A 17,304-nucleotide genomic window follows, 5' to 3' on the forward strand; every position below is an offset into this window, starting at 1 on the left:
CCCCGCCCTACTGCGGACCTTCGGCACGAAGCTTGTCCACGGTGCTCATGGCCTCGCGGAGCTGCTCGAGCCAGTCGTCGGTGTGCTCGGCGACCAGCCGGACCGCCCAGACCACGGCGTCGGAGCGCGACCGGGCGATGCCGGCGTCGACCAGGGTGTCCAGGACCTGCCGCTCGGGCTGGCGCAGCCGAGTCATCACGGGAACCGAGAGGTGGGTGAACAGTCGCTCGACGTCACCGATGCGCACGCCCCAGGACAGCGTGCGGCCGTAGCGTGCCTCCGCCTCCGCGGCGATCGCCATCCGCTCGCCGCGGGTGTCCTCCCGGAAGCGGCTCATCCGTCCCTCGGCCGCGGCCTGCGCTGCTTTGGGGTCGGCAGCGCCCGGAGCGGCTGCCTGGTGCTCGGCCAGGTCGGGCGGGTCGAGCTCGCCCACCACGAGGATCTCCTCGCGGTCGACCGTGACGGTGGGGGCACCGGTGAACCACTCGGCGGGCAGCCTGCCGTTGAGCCAGGCCCCGGCGTCGCTGGCGTCCGGCAGGTCGGCCTGCTGCCAGCCGCCACGCCGGCCGAAGCCCCGTCCGCCTCCGCCGGGGCGTCCGTGGGGGCCACCACGGTGACCGCCCCGCGGACCTCCACCCCGACGACGCCCGGGGCCCGGGCCGCCCTCGTTGTCGAAGGGCTCCTCCGGCGGCTCCCCCTTCCGGAAGCGGCGTGGCCCGTCGAGGCCGGACCGGTTGACCCTGTGCTGGTGGTGGCGCATGAGCTTCTCCATTCGTCGTTGTTACATGATTACACCGTAACAACGAAGGTGGAGATGTGCACGGATCTGCCCGCCCGCGCTACCCGCATGCCGCGGGCGGGTCCGGGTCGCTGAGGTCGGGTGGGTGGTGGATCGGGTTGGTGCGTGGTCGTTGTTGTGGATCAACGTGCCGGGGTGCGATCCACTCCACCCGGCCGCCGGTGCCCATGCGGACGGTGAAGCCTTCGTGGGTGATGAGCCGGTGGTCGAACGGGCAGACCAGGGCCAGATTCGCTAGGTCGGTGGGGCCGCCGTGCTGCCACTCGTGCAGGTGGTGGACCTGGGTCCACTGGGCGGGCATCTCGCAGCCGGGCCGGGTGCAGCCGCGGTCTCGGACGTACAGGGCCAACCGTTGCGCCGAGGACGCCAGTCGTTGCCCGGTGCCCAGGTGCAGGACCTGGCCGGCGGAGTCGAGCACGCAGGGCAGCCACCTCGCGTCCGCGGCCATGCGGAGCACGTCGCGCACCGGCACCGTTCCGCCGGAGGCGGTACTGGCCGTGCCCGCTCGGCGCTCCAAATCGGCCAGTCCCATGGTCACCACCACCGTTGCTGGCAGCCCGCGGTTGCTGGGCAGCTCACCGCCCGCCAATGCGTTGCGACACAACGTGGCCAGCGCGTCGTGGTTGCGCTGTGCGGCACTGCGCGGATCCGCCACCCCGTCCTCGGTGACGGGCCGCGCGGCGGCGGAGAACGCCGCGTCCACCAGGGCGCGGGTCATCGGGTCGAGCTCACCGCTGATGCGGCTCATCCCATCCGGGCGCGGCCTACCGATGCTGAACCCGCGCCGCCTGGCCCGATCCACCTCGGAGGTTTCCCGCCCGTCGGGATCGAGGTAGGCCACCAGTCGCTCCGCGGCCTTGGCCAGCTCGGAGGGCCGCAACGCGCAGGCTTGCGCAGCCAGCGTCTGCTCGGCCAGGCCGATGGTCTCGGCGTCCAACGAGGCAGGCAGGTCGTGCATCGTCTTGGCGACGATGTCGGCATGCCGCGGCGAGATCTCACCAGCGGCTTCGGCGGTGGCAGTGGCGGGCTGCAGCGGTCCGAGATCCGCACCCGAGAAAGAGGTGCGTGGCCCACGAAGCTGCGCAGCCCGCACCCGGGCTCGTGCTTCCTGCATGTCCAGGTGCAGCACCTCCGACAGCAACCCCGCCGTCCCGCGAGCCAGGAACACCGTGGCCAGGGAACGGCACTCTATCTCCACGATCAACCGATGATCGACCGTCGGCTTCATCCGGTGCACCCGCTCCACCTCACGGCACACCGTCAACACCCCAGCATCGGACAGACCGGCCAGCGGCACCTGCTGCAGTCGCCCCATCACCGCGGCATGCTCAGCCAGCAAGGAGGCGACCTCGTCAGGGAGGTCCTCCGCTGCCACCGCCACACCGTTCGAACTCATGTTCGAATCATAGAACCCCGCCCCGACAATTTCTGCCCCTGACCAGCACCGGAGCCAGGTAGGAGTCCCACAGGATGGCCCAGACAGCCGCGGCGCAGCGGCGGCTCACCACCCCGGGCGCCGCCACCATGGGTGGCCCCCAACGTGGAAGCCCAGACCCAGCACCCGATGTAACGTCGATCGTCGCCACGCGGTCAGCCCCGGTAACCAGCACGAGCGCCTTACCCACACCAGCCTTCCGCCCGGTGCGCCAGCTCGCCCGGAACCCTCACCCAGAGCGCAGAACGGGCCGCCCCCACCAGGGGACGACCCGTTCCGGACAAGCAGCGAGCGACTACCCGCAGATGGCGCCGTCTGCGGCCGAGCCGACCAGCTTGGAGTACTTGGCGAGCACGCCCCGGGTGTAGCCGTGCTGGCGCGGCGCCCAGCCTTCCTTGCGCGACTCCAGCTCCGCCTCGTCCACCAGCACGTCCAGGGTGCGCTTGTCCATGTCCAGCCGGATGGGGTCGCCGTCGCGGACGAACGCGATCGGGCCGGCGTCCACCGCCTCCGGCGCCACGTGGCCCACGCACAGGCCGGTGGTGCCACCAGAGAAGCGGCCATCGGTGAGCAGCAGGACGTCCTTGCCCAGGCCCGCGCCCTTGATGGCGCCGGTGATCGCCAGCATCTCCCGCATGCCGGGCCCGCCCTTGGGGCCCTCGTACCGGATGACCACCACGTCGCCCGCGCTGATGGTGCCGTCCTCCAGCGCCGCCATCGCCGCCTTCTCGCCGTCGAAGACCCGAGCCGTGCCCTCGAACACCGCGGTGTCGAAGCCGGCGCTCTTGACCACGGCACCCTCCGGCGCCAGCGAGCCGTGCAGGATCGCCAGCCCACCAGTGGGGTGGATGGGGTTGCTCATGGCTCGGATGATCGTGCCGTCCACGTCCGGCGGCGCGATGTCAGCCAGGTTCTCCGCCATGGTCTTGCCGGTGACGGTGAGGCAGTCACCGTTGAGCAGGCCGGCGTCGAGCAGGGCCCGCATCACCACCGGGATGCCACCGGCCTTGTCCACGTCGTTCATCACGAAGCGGCCGAAGGGCTTGAGGTCACCCAGGTGCGGGACCTTGTCGCCGATGCGGTTGAAGTCGGACAGCGTGAGGTCGACGTCGGCCTCGCGGGCGATGGCCAGCAGGTGCAGCACCGCGTTGGTAGATCCGCCCAGCGCCATCACCACGGCGATGGCGTTCTCGAACGCCGGCTTGGTCATGATCTGGCGGGCGGTGATGCCCTTGCGCAGCATCTCCACCACGGCCTCGCCGGACTGGCGGGCGTAGCCGTCCCGGCGACGGTCCACCGCCGGCGGCGCCGCGGAGCCGGGCAGGGACATGCCCAGCGCCTCGCCCACCGACGCCATGGTGTTGGCCGTGTACATCCCGCCGCAGGCGCCCTCGCCCGGGCAGATGTTGCGCTCGATCTCGGTGACCTCCTCGCGGGTGATCAGGCCCCGCATGCAGGCTCCGACCGCCTCGAAGGCGTCGATGATGGTGACCTCTCGGTCACCGACCTTGCCGGGCAGCGTGGATCCGGCGTAGAGGAAGACGCTGGCCAGGTCCAGGCGCGCGGCGGCCATCAGCATGCCCGGCAGGGACTTGTCGCAGCCGGCGAGCAGCACGGAGCCGTCCATCCGCTCGGCGCTCATCACCGTCTCCACCGAGTCGGCGATGACCTCGCGGGAGACCAGCGAGAAGTGCATGCCCTCGTGGCCCATGGAGATGCCGTCGGAGACGGAGATGGTGCCGAACTCCATCGGGAAGCCACCGGCCGCGGTCACCCCCTCCTTGACCGCCTTGGCCAGGCGGTCCAGGGAGAGGTTGCAGGGGGTGATCTCGTTCCAGCTCGACCCCACCCCGATCTGCGGCTTGGCGAAGTCGTCGTCGCCCATGCCCACGGCGCGGAGCATCCCGCGCGAGGCGGTGCTCTCCAGGCCGTCGGTGACGTCGCGGGACCGCGGCTTGATGTCGGGAGTCGTGGTGGTGTCGGAAGAGGTGCTCGCAGCCATGCCCGCAGCCTACGACCTGGCCCACCGGTGCAGCAGCGGCCCACTACGGCCCGCCCAGCGGTGGCACGATCAGCGAGGAAGCGTCCCACCGCGTTCCACCGCCCCGAGGGAGTAGCCGTGAGCCTGAGCCTGACCGAGATCTCCGACCGCCTGGAGATCCAGGACCTGCTGGTGGACTACTGCCACGCGGTGGACACCCGCAGCTGGGACGCCCTGGACGACGTCTTCACCACCGACGCCGTCATCGACTACACCGAGATGGGTGGCACCCGGGGCACCGTGGCCGAGACCAAGAAGTTCCTGGCCGAGGTGATGCCGCTGTTCAGTGGTTTCCAACACATGATCTCCACCAGCAAGGTGGTGGTGGACGGCGACACCGCGACGGGGAAGACCATCTGCCACAACCCGATGCTGCGCACGGCCGACGACGGCTCCACCCAGGTGTTCCTCTGTGGACTCTGGTACCGCGACGCCTTCGTGCGGACCCCCGCCGGGTGGCGCATCCAGGCTCGCCACGAGGAGCGCAGCTACCTGCCCACCCTCCTCGGAACCTGAACGCGCGGTAGCGCCGGCTGCCGCCCACAGGCGAGGATGAGGAGCGACGGGCCACGCCGGCAAGGGAGCAGACGCCATGACAGACGCCACCTCGTCGGACCGAGCAGTGTCCGACATCTCCGTGTCCGACCTCTCTGCCACCCCGCAGTGGCAGGCGCTCACCGCGCACCACCGCGAGGTGGCCGAGCTGCACCTGCGGCAGATCTTCGCCGACGACCCCGACCGCGGACGCGACCTCACCGTCACCGCCGGCGAGCTGTACCTGGACTACTCCAAGCACCGGGCCACCCGCGAGACGCTGCGCCTGCTGCTCGACCTGGCCCGCGCCGCCGAGGTGGAGCGCCGCCGTGACCTGATGTTCTCCGGCGCGCACATCAACACCAGCGAGGACCGTGCCGTGCTGCACCCTGCGCTGCGCCTGCCCAAGGAGGCCGAGCTCAGCGTGGACGGCCAGGACATCGTGTCCGACGTGCACGAGGTGCTGGAGCGGATGGGCGAGTTCAGCGACCGGGTGCGCTCCGGCGAGTGGCTGGGTGCGACCGGCGAGCGCATCACCACGGTGGTGAACATCGGCATCGGCGGCTCCGACCTGGGCCCGGTGATGATGTACCAGGCGCTGCGGGCCTACGCCGACGCCGGCATCAGCTGCCGCTTCGTGTCCAACGTGGACCCCGCCGACCTGATCGCCAAGACCGCCGACCTCGACCCGGCCCGCACGCTGTTCGTGGTGGCGTCCAAGACCTTCTCCACCCTGGAGACGCTGACCAACGCCACCGCGGCGCGGCGCTGGCTGCTGGCGGGCCTGCCCGCGGCCGGGCAGTCTCCGGAGTCCGACGCCGTCGCCCGACACTTCGTCGCGGTGTCCACCAACACCGAGAAGGTGCGCGACTTCGGCATCGACCCGGCCAACATGTTCGGCTTCTGGGACTGGGTGGGCGGCCGGTACTCCGTGGACTCCGCCATCGGTCTGTCGGTGATGTGCGCGATCGGCAAGGAGGCCTTCGGGCAGGTGCTGGCCGGCTTCCGCGCCGTGGACGAGCACTTCCAGACCGCACCCCTGGAGCGCAACGCGCCGGTGCTGATGGCGCTGCTCGGCGTCTGGTACTCCAGCTTCTTCGGCGCCGAGACCCGCGCGGTGCTGCCCTACAGCAACGACCTGGCCCGCTTCCCCGCCTACCTGCAGCAGCTCACCATGGAGAGCAACGGCAAGTCGGTGCGCGCCGACGGCACCCCGGTCACCACCAGCACGGGGGAGATCTTCTGGGGCGAGCCCGGCACCAACGGCCAGCACGCGTTCTACCAGCTGCTGCACCAGGGCACCCGGCTGGTGCCCGCCGACTTCATCGGCTTCGCCGAGCCGGTGGAGGACCTGGCCACCATGGACGGCAGCGGCAGCATGCACGACGTGCTGATGTCCAACCTGTTCGCGCAGACCAAGGTGCTCGCCTTCGGCAAGACCGCAGCGGAGATCGCCGCGGAGGGCACCCCGGCCGACGTGGTGCCGCACAAGGTGATGCCCGGCAACCGGCCCACCACCTCCATCCTGGCCCCGCTGCTCACCCCGTCGGTGGTGGGTCAGCTGATCGCCCTCTACGAGCACGCCACGTTCGTGGAGGGCGTCATCTGGGGCGTCGACAGCTTCGACCAGTGGGGGGTGGAGCTGGGCAAGACCCAGGCCCAGCAGCTGACGCCGGTGCTCACCGACGACGCCGCGCCCCCGGCCCAGGACGACTCCTCCACCGACGCCCTGGTGCGCTACTACCGCCGCCAGCGCGGGCGGGCCGTCTGATGGCCCGCACGCTCTGCCTCGCCCAGGACCCCGAGGCCGACGAGCTGCTGGCGGAGAACTCGGCCGCGCTGCTCACCGGCATGCTGCTGGACCAGCAGGTGCCGATGGAGTCAGCCTTCGGCGGCCCGCAGAAGATCGCCGAGCGCATGGGCGGGTTCGACCTGGCCCGCATCGCCGCTGCAGATCCGGACGAGTTCGCCGCCCTGTGCGCGCAGCCGCCCGCGGTGCACCGCTTCCCCGGCTCCATGGCCAAGCGCATCCAGGCGATGTGCCAGTACGTGGTGGAGCACTACGACGGACGCCCCGAGGGCATCTGGACCGACGGCGACCCCGACGGCCGCGAGGTGCTGCGCCGGCTGAAGGCGCTGCCCGGGTACGGCGACCAGAAGGCGCGGATCTTCCTGGCCCTGCTGGGCAAGCAGATCGGGGTGCAGCCGCAGGGCTGGCGCGAGGCCGCCGGCGACTACGGCGAGCCCGACGGGCGCCGCTCGGTGGCCGACGTGGTGGACGGGACGTCGCTGCACGAGGTGCGGGAGTTCAAGCGCGCCGCCAAGGCCGCCGCGAAGGCCAAGAAGGCAGCCGACTAGCAGGCAGCGGGCTAGCAGGTGCCGGGCTAGCCAGTCTCAGACGTGCAGCTGGGACTCCCAGTCCAGCGGCACCCGACCGGCCGGACCCGGCACTGGCTGGTCGGCGGGGTGGGTCTCCGGCGACGCCAGCGCGGGCCCCTCGTAGAGCTGCCCGTCCCGGAAGTCGTAGAACCAGTGCTCGCCCGGCTCGTAGCTGCGGATGAGCGGGTGGCCGGACGACCGGAAGTGCGCGCTGGCGTGCTGGCCCGGCGAGGCGTCGCAGCAGCCGACGTGACCGCACTCGGCACAGCGACGCAGGTGGTACCACCAGCCGCCGGTCTTCGTGCACTCCGCGCAGCCGGGGCCGCTGGGCGGGATGGAGACGTTGATACCGCTGGGCTCGGTCATCTCTCCATGTAACGCCGGAGCCCTCGAGGTGACAACCGCCGAGCGCGCGGCGGACCAGGTCCGCCGTCGTCACTGGTCACGGGTGGTGCAGATGTGACTCGAGTGCTCTACTGCATCAATCTGATGGAGAAGAGAAATAACTCGGCGTGTTTGCTTGACTACGCCTCGTAAGTGCCGATCAACCAGAGGTACCGTCCCGCCGCCGTGCCCGGGGTGAATCGCCACGCGTTTCGTCTGGGGCAAGTCAAGGAGCTCTCTGTGTCCCTCCTCCCCACCCCCACGCGGCCGCGCCGCTGGATCGCCCGTGGCGCGCTCGCCGTGGCCGCCTCGACCATCGCCCTCACCGCGGCCCCCGCGATGGCGTCCGCCCAGGCTCCCGCCCCCGCCCCGGTCCCACTGGTGGAGCAGGGCGCCCAGCTGCTGCAGACCATCAACAGCGCGGTGGCCACCGCCGCTTCCGACCCGACCCTGGACCTGGTGTTCTGCCTGTTCAACGAGGTGACCGTGCAGGTGGAGAACCTCGTCGGTGGCCGCTTCGACGTCTTCACCGCCGCCGACGGCTTCACCTCCTGCTTCGAGGCCTTCGCCGACGCAGGCAACCCCGAGGCTGACGTGCCCGGGTCCGGCGGCACCGTGGGCGGGAACAACCCCGGCCAGCCGACCACCGCCGCCTACGTGGCGCCCGCCAAGGGCACCTACACCTCCGGCTTCGGTGAGCGCTGGGGCAGCTGGCACTACGGCATCGACATCGCCAACAAGATCGGCACCCCGATCGTCGCTGCCCACGCCGGCAAGGTGATCAGCGCCGGACCGGCCAGCGGCTTCGGGCTGTGGGTCCGCATCCAGCACACCGACGGCACCATCACCACCTACGGCCACAACGACAGCAACAAGGTGCGGGTCGGTGACGTGGTCAAGGTCAACGACGTCATCGCCTACATCGGCAACCGCGGCGACTCCACCGGCCCGCACCTGCACTTCGAGGTCCGGCTGCCCAACGGCACCCGAGTCGACCCCGCACAGTGGCTGCGGGCGCGCGGCGTGCGCATCTGAAACACGGTGGGAAACCTGGTAAGTCGTTTACCTGGGCATTAGGGTTTGCCCATGGCGGGGAAGCGGGACTCAGTGCAGGTAGCGGCAGACGACGGAGCTGACGCCGGGGCTTCGGCCCTGGCGTCGGCGGCCACCGAGACGACTGAGCCCGGATCGCTCGTCGGTGACCTCGTGCTTGCCCAGGCTGCCCGCACCCCCTCCGCAGCCGCCCTCACGGTGGGCCGCGAGCAGCGCACGTACGCCGAGGTCGTCGCCGGCGCCACGCAGGTGCGCGACCGCCTCCGCGCGGCCGGTGCCGGGCCCGGAACCGTGGTGGCGGTGGTGCTCGACCGCTCGTGCGGCCTCGTCGAGGCCCTGCTCGGGATCCTGCTCAGCGGCGCCGCCTACGTGCCCATCGACGCCCGCCAGCCCGTCCAGCGCTGCCGCTTCATGCTCAGCGACACCGCCGCCTCGCTGGTGCTCACCCGCACCGACCTGTTGCCCGCCGTGTCCGACAAGCTCCCGGCCGACCTGCCGGTGCTGCTGCTGGACGCGAGCCCCGACGCCGACCGCCCGGGTCCGCACCCCACGGGCACGGCAGGCCGGACCGACCCGGCCCGCGACGACGTCGCCTACATCCTCTACACCTCCGGCTCCACCGGTCTGCCCAAGGGCGTGCTCGTGGAGCAGCACAACATCGCTCGCCTGGTGCGCGAGCTCTTCCCCGCCCTCGGCATCGGCCCCACCGACTCCGTGCTGTCCCTGGCCGCGTACACCTTCGACGTCTCCGTCGGCGACATCTTCAGCACCCTCGCCACCGGCGCGCGGCTGATCCTGCCCACCGAGGACGAGGCCGCCGACCCCTACTCGCTCGGTGCGCTGGTGCAGCGTTCCGGCGCCACCGTCATGAACGCCACCCCCACCACCTGGACGGCCATGCTGGACGGGGGCTGGCGGGGCGACCGCCGGCTGGTGGCGGTCGCCGGCGGGGAGCCGCTCACCGACCGCCTGGCCCGCCGGCTGCTCGAGGCGTGCGCCGCGGTGTGGAACGTCTACGGCCCCACCGAGACCACCGTCTGGTCCACCGTCGGCCCGGTCACGGCCGGTGACACGGTGACCGTCGGCCGCGCACTGCCCGGCACCCAGGTGCAGGTGTGCGACGCGCAGGGCCAGCCGGTGCCCGACGGTGAGACCGGCGAGATCGTGATCAGCGGGGCCGGCGTCACCCGCGGCTACCTCAACCGCCCGGAGGAGCACAGCGCGCGCTTCGGCACCGACGCCGCCGGCGCTCGGTTCTACCGCACCGGCGACCTGGGCCGCGTGCTGGCCGACGGTCGCCTGCAGCACCTCGGCCGCGGCGACGACCAGGTGAAGATCCGCGGCTACCGGCTGGAGCCGGGTGAGGTGGAGGCCGTGCTGGCCGGGCACCCGGAGGTGCGCAGCTGCAGCGTCATCGCCCGGGAGAACACCGACGGCGAGCTGCAGCTGGTCGCCTACGTCATCGGCACCCCCGAGGCCCGCGCCCGGCAGGCCGAGACCACCGAGCCCCAGCCCACCGCGGTGGAGCTGCGCAGCTGGGTGCGCGAGCGCCTGCCCGACTACATGGTGCCCAGCGCCGTGGTGCACCTGGACGCGCTGCCCCGCACCAGCAGCGGCAAGCTGGACCGCCGGGCCCTGCCCGCGCCCGGCGTGGAGCACGCCACCCAGGACGCCACCGCGCCGCGCACCGCCACCGAGCAGCGGGTGGCGGCGCTGTGGACCTCGGTGCTGCCCGCGCCGGTCACCGACGTGCACGCCGACTTCTTCGTGCTGGGGGGCGACTCCCTGCTCGCCGCCCGCCTGGTGGCCGGGCTCAACGAGCAGCCCGGGCCCACCCTGACCGTGCGCGACTTCCTCGACCGCGGCACCACCGTGGCCGGGCTGGCGGCCCTGCTGGACGGCGGCCCGACACCGGAGCTCGGGGAGGCACTGGCGCCGCTGTTCTGCGTCTACCCCGACCTGCCCTCGGCGATGAGCCGTCGGCACCTCACCCGCACCTGGGGCGCGCAGCTCCCGGTGCACGCCCTCACCCCGGCCGACCCGAACGGGCGCTTCGCCAAGGACGAGACGGTGGAGCACCTGGCGGAGCCCATGCTGGCCACCATCCGCGACGTCCAGCCGCACGGCCCGTACCTGCTGGCGGGGTTCTCCGTGGGTGGGCTCGTCGCCTACGAGCTGGCTCGGCGGCTCAGCGAGGCCGGCGAGCAGGTGCAGTGGGTGGGGCTGCTGGACGCGCCCGCGCCGACGGCGTGCCGGACCGCCTTGCCGGCGCTGTCGCTGTGGGCCCGCCTGCAGCGTCTGCGTGAGCACGGCTGGCGCCACCGGCTGCAGAAGCTGCGCGAGGTGCCGCTGCGGGCGTTGCGCCAGGGGGTGCACGCCGCGGCCCCGGACGAGGTGTTCGACATCCGGGCCGCCAACGTCGTCGGCGCCCGCTACGACCGGCCTGGGCTGGACCTGCCCGCGGAGCTGTTCGTGACCACCGAGTCCGTTGCGGAGAGCGGAGACTCCAGCTTCGGCTGGCGCGAGCTGCACCGGGGGCCGCTGCGGGTGCACACCTTCGTCGGCGATCACGCCTCGCTGCTGCAGGTTCCGCACGTGGAGGACATGGCCACCGCCATCCTGACCGGCATCCGCACCGAGGCAGACAAGGGCGCCGCAACGGCCCAGGCCGAGCCCGCGCCGGTGGAGAGCTAGAGCCAGCCCTTGCGGCGGAAGCCCAGGAACAGACCGCCCGCGACACCCACCATCAGCGCCAGGCTGCAGAGGAAGCCCCACCACTGCTCGAAGCCGGGGTAGGGCACGTTCTGCCCGTAGAAGCCGGTGATGGCGGTGGGGATGGCGATGATCGCCGCCCACGCCGTGAGCCGGCGCATGATCTCGTTCAGCCGGTTGCCCTGCATGGTCAGGTGCGTGTCCAGCACGGTGGTCACCAGGTCGCGCAGGCTCTCGGTCCACTCCGTGGCGCGCAGGACGTGGTCGTAGACGTCGTGGAAGTAGTGCAGCATCTCCTCGTCGAGCACGTGCAGGTCGCGACGCATCACCGTGTTGAGCACCTCGCGCATGGGCATCACCACCCGCCGGGTGAGCACCAGCGACTTGCGCAGCTCGTAGCTGCGACGCTGCACCTCCTTGCCCTGCGGCTCGTCGGAGAACAGCTGGTCCTCGAGGTCCTCGATCGCGTCGTCGAGGAGCTGCACCGTCTCGAAGTGGCCGTCCACGATGAAGTCCAGCAGCCCGTGCAGCAGGAACGCCACCCCGTGCTTGGCCAGGTCGCTGTTGTCGTCCCAGCGCTGCATGACTTTCTCGATGCGCAGCCGGTCGTCCTTGCGCACGGTGATCAGCGCCTGCGGCAGGACGAAGGCGGCCACCTCGGTGGTCTGCAGCTCGGCGCTGTCGGTGTCCAGCCAGGCGCCGTAGGAGGTGAGGAACAGGTGCGTGCCGTAGCGGTCCACCTTCGGCCGCTGGTGGTCGTGCACCGCGTCCTCCAGCGCCAGCGGGTGCAGCCCGAACTCCTCGGAGAGCACCACCAGGTCGTCCAGCTCGGGGTCGAGCAGGTCCAGCCACACCACCACCCGGTCGTCGCCCAGGTGGTCGCTGATCTGCTCCACCGGGAAGCCCTCGGACTCCAGCACCCCGTCGCGGTACAGCCGGGTGCGGGCGTCGCAGCGGGTGGGGGTCTGGGCGCACGCGCGGCCCGGCTCGATGTCGATCACTGCGCCAGTGTGCCAGCCGCGGTCCCACTGAGCAGGTCCGGACGTTGACCGTCGGTGATCGTGGTGCGACGGTCCCAGGCGTGACCCCGCCAGCGCTGACGACGAGCTTGGCCGAGCAGCTGCTCGCCATCGAGGAGATCAAGCGGCTCTTCGCCCAGCGCCTGCGGGTGATGGACACCAAGCAGTGGGACCGCTACGGCGAGCTGCACACCCCGGACGTGGTCAGCGAGGCCTACGTGGGCCGGCAGGTGATCGGTCGCGAGGCCCTCACCCGGGCCATCCGCACCACCCTGGACGGCCCCACCACCGTCACCAGCGTGCACCACGGGCACACCCCCGAGATCGTGCTGGACTCCGACACCACCGCCCACGGCACCTGGGCGATGGAGGACAAGCTCTGGTGGCGCAACGGGGACCAGGACGAGCTGCTGCACGGCTTCGGCCACTACCACGAGCAGTACCGCAAGGTGGACGGCGCGTGGCTGATCAGCCACCGCAGGCTCACCCGGCTGCGGGTGGACACCACCCCCGGCTTCTACGACTACCGGAGCGCATCGACGTGACTTCCAGCCTGGCCACCTCCCCCCTCGCCCGCCCGCTCTCGGTGCGGTCGCTGCAGCTGCCCAACCGGGTGGTGATGTCGCCGATGACCCGGCAGCACTCCCCCGGCGGGGTGCCCGGGCCGGACGTGCTCGACTACTACCGTCGCCGGGCCGCGGGCGGCACGGGCCTGGTGGTCACCGAGGGTGTGGCCGTCGACCACCACAGCGCGGTGGACAGCGACAACGTGCCCAACCTGCACGACCCGGCCGCCCTCGAGGGGTGGCGGCGCGTGGTGGAGGCGGTGCACGCCGAGGGCGGCCGGATCATCCCGCAGCTGTGGCACGTGGGTCCGTTGTGGGGCGCGATGAACGCGGTGGACTCCCACGCGGTGTCCATGCGTCCCTCCGGCACCTGGGGCAAGGTCGGGCGCACCGTCTACCCCGAGGCCTACATCGAGGCTGCCTCGGTGCCCACCCCGGCGATGACCGACGACGACATCACCGCGGTGATCGACGCCTTCGCCCGCTCCGCCCGCAACGCCATGGACGTGGGCTTCGACGGCGTCGCCGTGCACGGCGGCCACGGCTACCTGCTGGACGCCTTCCTGTGGGACTCCACCAACACCCGCACCGACCACTGGGGTGGTGACCTGGTGTCCCGCACCCGCTTCCCGGCGGAGGTGGTGCGCGCCATCCGCGCCGCCATCGGCACCGACGCTGCCCTGTTCTTCCGCTTCTCCCAGCACAAGCAGCAGGACTACACCGCTCGCACCGCCCAGACCCCCGAGGAGCTCGGCGTGGTGCTCGGCGCACTGGTCGAGGCGGGGGTGGACGTCCTCGACGCCAGCGCCCGCTACTTCGACGCTCCCGCGTTCGACGGCAGCGACCTCACCCTGGCGGGGTGGGCCAAGAAGCTCACCGGCGCGCTGAGCATGGCGGTGGGCAGCGTGGGGCTGACCGCCTCGCTGCGCGACGCCGCGCCCGCGCTGCCGGCCAGCCTGGACGGGCTGCTGGAGCGCCTGGGCGCCGACGAGTTCGACCTGGTCGCCGTGGGCCGGCTGCACCTGGCCGACCCCGCCGTGGCCGGCACGCTGGTCTCCGGCGCCGACCTGCCGCTGTTCAACCCCCGCGAGCACCTGCGCCGCCTGTACTGACCCACTCGCTCTGCTGGGCCGTGCCGCCGGCGTCCGCCGGTCGACGCCACCTGCGCCCCTTAGGCTGAGCCGATGAGCGCACGCGCAGCCGTCGTCGTCACCGGCACCGAGGTTCTCACCGGTCGGGTGGCCGACCGCAACGGCCCGTGGCTGGCCGAGCAGCTCCGCCTGCTCGGGGTGGACATCAGCCACACCGTGGTGGTCGGCGACCGCCCCGGCGAGCTGACCGCCGCGCTGTCCTTCGCGGTGAGCACCGGCGTCGACCTGGTGATCACCAGTGGCGGCCTGGGGCCCACCGCCGACGACCTCACCGCCGCCGTGGTCGGCGAGTTCCAGGGCCGGCAGTCGCGGCTGGACCCCCAGCTGCAGCAGCGGGTGGCCGCGATCATCGAGCGACTCTCCGCCCGACTGCGCTGGAACATCGACGCCGAGGCCGCCGCCGCCGGGATCCGCAAGCAGGCGATGGTCCCCGAGGGCGCCGAGGTGCTCGAGCCGGTGGGCACCGCCCCCGGGCTGGTGGTCCCGGTGGCCGAGGGCCGCAGCGGCCCGCCCGTGCTGGTGCTGCCGGGCCCGCCGCGTGAGCTGCAGGGGATGTGGCCGGCCGCGGTGGCCTCGCCGCTGGTGCGCACCGCGCTCGCCGAGCGGGCCGAGCTGCGCCAGCAGACGCTGCGCCTGTGGGGCGTGCAGGAGCCCGAGCTGGCCGCCACCCTGCGTGGCCTGGACGACGTGCTGGGCGACCTCGAGGTGACGACCTGCCTGCGGGGCGGCGAGCTGGAGGTGGTCACCCGCTACGAGCCGGACGCCGAGGAGGCCTACCAGCGGCTGGCCCGCACCATGGCCGACACCTACCCCCACGCGGTGTACTCCACCGACGGGTCCACCGTGGACGACCAGGTGGCCGACCTGCTGGACGGGCGGGGCTGGACCATCGCCACCGCCGAGAGCTGCACCGCGGGCCTGCTGGTGGCCCGGCTGACCAACCCGCCCGGTTCCTCGGTGCGCGTGCTGGGCGGGGTCGCGGCGTACGCCAACGCGGTGAAGAGCGGCGTGGTGGGGGTGCCGGCCGAGCTGGTCGAGGCGGTCGGCGCGGTGAGCAAGGAGGTCGGCGAGGCGCTGGCCACCGGCGTGCGCGAGCGGCTGGGGGCCGACGTCGGGGTGGGCATCACCGGGGTGGCCGGGCCCGGCGGCGGCACGCCGGAGAAGCCGGTGGGCCTGGTGCACCTGTGCGCCAGCAGTCCGGAGCGCACGCTGAGCCGCGAGATCCGGGTGCCGGGCTCGCGGGCCGACGTGCGGGAGCGCTCGGTCATCGTGGCCATGCACCTGCTCCGCGAGCTGCTCTGCTGAGCGCCAGTCCCAGCGCGAACCGCAGCGAACGACCACCGAACCTCGACGACCGCGCACCACTGCGGCGCTCCTACCAGCGGTTTTGCGCAGTACAGTGAGGAAGCCGGCGCGTGCGCGTGCCGGCTGTTCCACCGGTGAGCAGCTCCTCTGGCGCGGCCCGGAGGACGGCCAACCAGCTGCTCCTCCCGCGAGGGATCGGCTCCGCCAACGGCGGCGCACCGCGAGCACGACCCGGTTCCTCGACCGGCCCCTCCAGGGCCGCGCGAGACAAGGACCACGCCATGTCGTTCTGGGAAGTCTTCTGGTACATCGTCATCGTCTTCGGGTTCATCGCCTACCTGGTGATCCTGTTCTCCATCTTCGCGGACCTCTTCTCCGACCACGAGACCAGTGGCGGGGCGAAGGCGGCCTGGGTGGTCTTCCTGCTGCTCTTCCCCGTCCTCACCTCCCTGGTGTACCTGGTCGTCCGGGGGGACGGGATGGCCCAGCGCTCCCGCCGGTCGATGCAGGCCGAGCAGCAGCGCGAGGCGGCCTACATCAGGCAGGTCGCCGGCACCTCGCCGGCAGAGCAGATCGAGACCGCGCGCCGGTTGCTCGACGCGGACGTCATCAGCCGGGAGGAGTTCGACTCGCTCAAGGCGCACGCACTGGCCGGCGTGCGGACTGGTGCCGGTAGGTCCGACGCCCCCCAGGCACCAGCGACGGACGGGGCGGGGGCGACCACCGACACCGCGGCCGGACCGACCGTCTCGGCGCGCTGACACCCCGGGCGGCTGGGCTCGCGAGAATTGCTCTCACGTTGACCGCCCGAGCGCACCGCGCGTACCGTCGATCAGGTCGGAGAAGATGCTCTCGGCAACGGCCATTAGGGCGTTGACCAGGAGATTTGTACGATAGTTGTCCGTTCTGGACAGAAATGATAATTGCAGGACATTCGCGTCCCGTCATCCTTTCCGGCCATTCTTGGCCAGGTTGACGCATTCTTCTCGCTTAGCGGTGAAGCCAATCTTGAACAGCAGCACGACCCTGCTGTCCCGCCGGGGCTCCAGCACCACGTGCCGTGCCCGCCCCCTGTGCGCACCCGGTGGCTCAGCCGTCCACCCGGGCCCAGTCCCTACCGGCAGGAGAGAGCGATGCATCTGACCCCGCGAGAGATGGACAAGCTGACGATCTACATGGTCGCCGAGGTGGCGCAGCGCCGGAAGGACAAGGGCCTCAAGCTGAACCATCCCGAGTCGGTGGCGATCATCACGGCCGCCGCGCTGGACGGTGCTCGTGAGGGCAAGACCGTGGAAGACGTCATGCACAGCGCCGCCCACGTGCTCACCGCCGACGACGTGATGCCCGGCGTCAGCGACATGATCGAGCAGATCCAGGTCGAGGCCGTGTTCGTGGACGGCAGCCGGCTCGTCACCGTGCACAACCCCATCCAGTGACTGCCCGCCCACCCACCTGAGGTCGTCCCACTCGAGGAGCACGCATGTCCAACCCCCAGAAGTCCGGAGCCACCACCGAGGGAAACCAGGCCCCCGTCGGGGGCTACGTCCTGCGCGAGGAGCCGGTCGAGCTGAACGCAGGTCGCGAGCGCAAGACCGTCACGGTCAAGAACACCGGCGACCGGCCCGTCCAGGTCGGCTCGCACTTCCACTTCATGGAGGTCAACCGCGCCCTGTCCTTCCCCCGCGCCGAGACCTTCGGGTGGCGCCTGGACATTCCTGCCGGAACGGCCATCCGCTTCGAGCCGGGTGACCAGAAGGACGTCCCCCTGGTCCCGTTCGCCGGCAAGCAGCGGGTGCACGGCTTCAACGACCTGGTCAACGGCTGGGCCCCGGTCGAGGCCGGCTACCGGCCGCGCGCCGCCGAGGCCGCCCAGCGCGCCAAGGAGCTCGGCTTCTCCGGCAGCTGACCTCGACCCTGCTCAGACCC

At 71.7% G+C, this 17,304-nt stretch carries 16 protein-coding genes; 11 read left to right on the forward strand and 5 right to left on the reverse strand.

The genetic code is table 11. From position 1 onward, the window contains the following. Positions 1-7: 7 nt before the first annotated feature. The 3 genes from AC3YNX_RS02380 to ilvD form a co-directional block, all read right to left on the reverse strand. On the reverse strand, positions 8-538 hold the full coding sequence (locus AC3YNX_RS02380) for a hypothetical protein (RefSeq protein ID WP_489994967.1): 531 nt from the start codon (positions 536-538) through the stop codon (positions 8-10). A gap of 301 nt (positions 539-839) precedes the next feature. Beyond that, positions 840-2,195, reverse strand: a complete 1,356-nt coding sequence (locus AC3YNX_RS02385) for an HNH endonuclease signature motif containing protein (RefSeq protein WP_489994490.1) — start codon at positions 2,193-2,195, stop codon at positions 840-842. Positions 2,196-2,529: 334 nt separating this feature from the next. Further along, positions 2,530-4,236: a dihydroxy-acid dehydratase gene (ilvD, locus tag AC3YNX_RS02390; RefSeq protein WP_127784149.1), complete on the reverse strand. Its 1,707-nt coding sequence runs from the start codon at positions 4,234-4,236 to the stop codon at positions 2,530-2,532. A gap of 123 nt (positions 4,237-4,359) precedes the next feature. On the opposite strand from ilvD, the gene AC3YNX_RS02395 reads away from it, so the two are divergent. The 3 genes from AC3YNX_RS02395 (at position 4,360) to AC3YNX_RS02405 (ending at position 7,167) form a co-directional block, all read left to right on the forward strand. After that, positions 4,360-4,791, forward strand: coding sequence for a nuclear transport factor 2 family protein (locus AC3YNX_RS02395; protein WP_489982557.1), 432 nt, complete (start codon positions 4,360-4,362; stop codon positions 4,789-4,791). A gap of 76 nt (positions 4,792-4,867) precedes the next feature. Beyond that, on the forward strand, positions 4,868-6,580 hold the full coding sequence (gene pgi, locus AC3YNX_RS02400) for a glucose-6-phosphate isomerase (protein ID WP_489994491.1): 1,713 nt from the start codon (positions 4,868-4,870) through the stop codon (positions 6,578-6,580). Then, the gene (locus AC3YNX_RS02405; RefSeq protein WP_489982004.1) at positions 6,580-7,167 is read left to right on the forward strand and encodes an HhH-GPD-type base excision DNA repair protein; all 588 of its coding nucleotides are present in this window, start codon (positions 6,580-6,582) and stop codon (positions 7,165-7,167) included. The genes pgi and AC3YNX_RS02405 overlap by 1 nt, the downstream gene beginning before the upstream one ends. A 36-nt stretch (positions 7,168-7,203) precedes the next feature. Here AC3YNX_RS02405 and AC3YNX_RS02410 read toward each other — a convergent pair whose 3' ends face one another. Continuing rightward, on the reverse strand, positions 7,204-7,554 hold the full coding sequence (locus AC3YNX_RS02410) for a UBP-type zinc finger domain-containing protein (RefSeq protein ID WP_127784152.1): 351 nt from the start codon (positions 7,552-7,554) through the stop codon (positions 7,204-7,206). Positions 7,555-7,812: 258 nt separating this feature from the next. Between AC3YNX_RS02410 and AC3YNX_RS02415 the strand changes: the two genes are divergently transcribed. Next, the gene (locus AC3YNX_RS02415; RefSeq protein WP_241249139.1) at positions 7,813-8,607 is read left to right on the forward strand and encodes a M23 family metallopeptidase; all 795 of its coding nucleotides are present in this window, start codon (positions 7,813-7,815) and stop codon (positions 8,605-8,607) included. 171 nt (positions 8,608-8,778) lie between these two features. Then, positions 8,779-11,319 carry an amino acid adenylation domain-containing protein gene (locus AC3YNX_RS02420; protein ID WP_489994492.1) on the forward strand — a complete coding sequence of 847 codons (2,541 nt, stop codon included), beginning with the start codon at positions 8,779-8,781 and terminating at the stop codon, positions 11,317-11,319. On the opposite strand, the gene AC3YNX_RS02425 is transcribed toward AC3YNX_RS02420, so the two are convergent. After that, a complete protein-coding gene (locus AC3YNX_RS02425; RefSeq protein WP_241249142.1) occupies positions 11,316-12,338 on the reverse strand; it encodes a magnesium transporter CorA family protein in 1,023 nt (340 codons plus the stop codon). The genes AC3YNX_RS02420 and AC3YNX_RS02425 overlap by 4 nt on opposite strands. 80 nt (positions 12,339-12,418) lie before the next feature. Between AC3YNX_RS02425 and AC3YNX_RS02430 the strand changes: the two genes are divergently transcribed. From AC3YNX_RS02430 to AC3YNX_RS02455, 6 genes are all read left to right on the forward strand, one after another. Then, positions 12,419-12,901, forward strand: a complete 483-nt coding sequence (locus AC3YNX_RS02430) for a nuclear transport factor 2 family protein (RefSeq protein ID WP_489994493.1) — start codon at positions 12,419-12,421, stop codon at positions 12,899-12,901. After that, a complete protein-coding gene (locus AC3YNX_RS02435; protein ID WP_489994494.1) occupies positions 12,898-14,034 on the forward strand; it encodes an oxidoreductase in 1,137 nt (378 codons plus the stop codon). Before AC3YNX_RS02430 ends, AC3YNX_RS02435 begins: the two co-directional genes overlap by 4 nt. Before the next feature lie 72 nt (positions 14,035-14,106). Then, on the forward strand, positions 14,107-15,378 hold the full coding sequence (locus tag AC3YNX_RS02440; protein ID WP_489994495.1) for a competence/damage-inducible protein A: 1,272 nt from the start codon (positions 14,107-14,109) through the stop codon (positions 15,376-15,378). A gap of 281 nt (positions 15,379-15,659) precedes the next feature. After that, entirely contained in the window at positions 15,660-16,139 is a 480-nt protein-coding gene (locus AC3YNX_RS02445; RefSeq protein ID WP_489994496.1) for a PLDc N-terminal domain-containing protein, read from the forward strand. A 372-nt stretch (positions 16,140-16,511) separates the two neighbouring features. Continuing rightward, positions 16,512-16,814 carry an urease subunit gamma gene (locus tag AC3YNX_RS02450; protein ID WP_127784158.1) on the forward strand — a complete coding sequence of 101 codons (303 nt, stop codon included), beginning with the start codon at positions 16,512-16,514 and terminating at the stop codon, positions 16,812-16,814. A gap of 44 nt (positions 16,815-16,858) precedes the next feature. Further along, the gene (locus tag AC3YNX_RS02455) at positions 16,859-17,284 is read left to right on the forward strand and encodes an urease subunit beta (RefSeq protein ID WP_127784159.1); all 426 of its coding nucleotides are present in this window, start codon (positions 16,859-16,861) and stop codon (positions 17,282-17,284) included. Positions 17,285-17,304: the final 20 nt, after the last annotated feature.

Source organism: Rhodococcus sp. Z13_19A (genome assembly GCF_058133575.1).

Excerpts from the sequence above, each read along its gene's own strand:
- AC3YNX_RS02385 (WP_489994490.1), bottom strand. The coding sequence starts at position 2,195 with ATGAGTTCGAACGGTGTGGCGGTGGCAGCGGAGGACCTCCCTGACGAG.
- ilvD (WP_127784149.1), bottom strand. The coding sequence starts at position 4,236 with ATGGCTGCGAGCACCTCTTCCGACACCACCACGACTCCCGACATCAAG.
- pgi (WP_489994491.1), top strand. The coding sequence starts at position 4,868 with ATGACAGACGCCACCTCGTCGGACCGAGCAGTGTCCGACATCTCCGTG.
- AC3YNX_RS02405 (WP_489982004.1), top strand. The coding sequence starts at position 6,580 with ATGGCCCGCACGCTCTGCCTCGCCCAGGACCCCGAGGCCGACGAGCTG.
- AC3YNX_RS02410 (WP_127784152.1), bottom strand. The coding sequence starts at position 7,554 with ATGACCGAGCCCAGCGGTATCAACGTCTCCATCCCGCCCAGCGGCCCC.
- AC3YNX_RS02440 (WP_489994495.1), top strand. The coding sequence starts at position 14,107 with ATGAGCGCACGCGCAGCCGTCGTCGTCACCGGCACCGAGGTTCTCACC.
- AC3YNX_RS02445 (WP_489994496.1), top strand. The coding sequence starts at position 15,660 with ATGTCGTTCTGGGAAGTCTTCTGGTACATCGTCATCGTCTTCGGGTTC.
- AC3YNX_RS02450 (WP_127784158.1), top strand. The coding sequence starts at position 16,512 with ATGCATCTGACCCCGCGAGAGATGGACAAGCTGACGATCTACATGGTC.
- AC3YNX_RS02455 (WP_127784159.1), top strand. The coding sequence starts at position 16,859 with ATGTCCAACCCCCAGAAGTCCGGAGCCACCACCGAGGGAAACCAGGCC.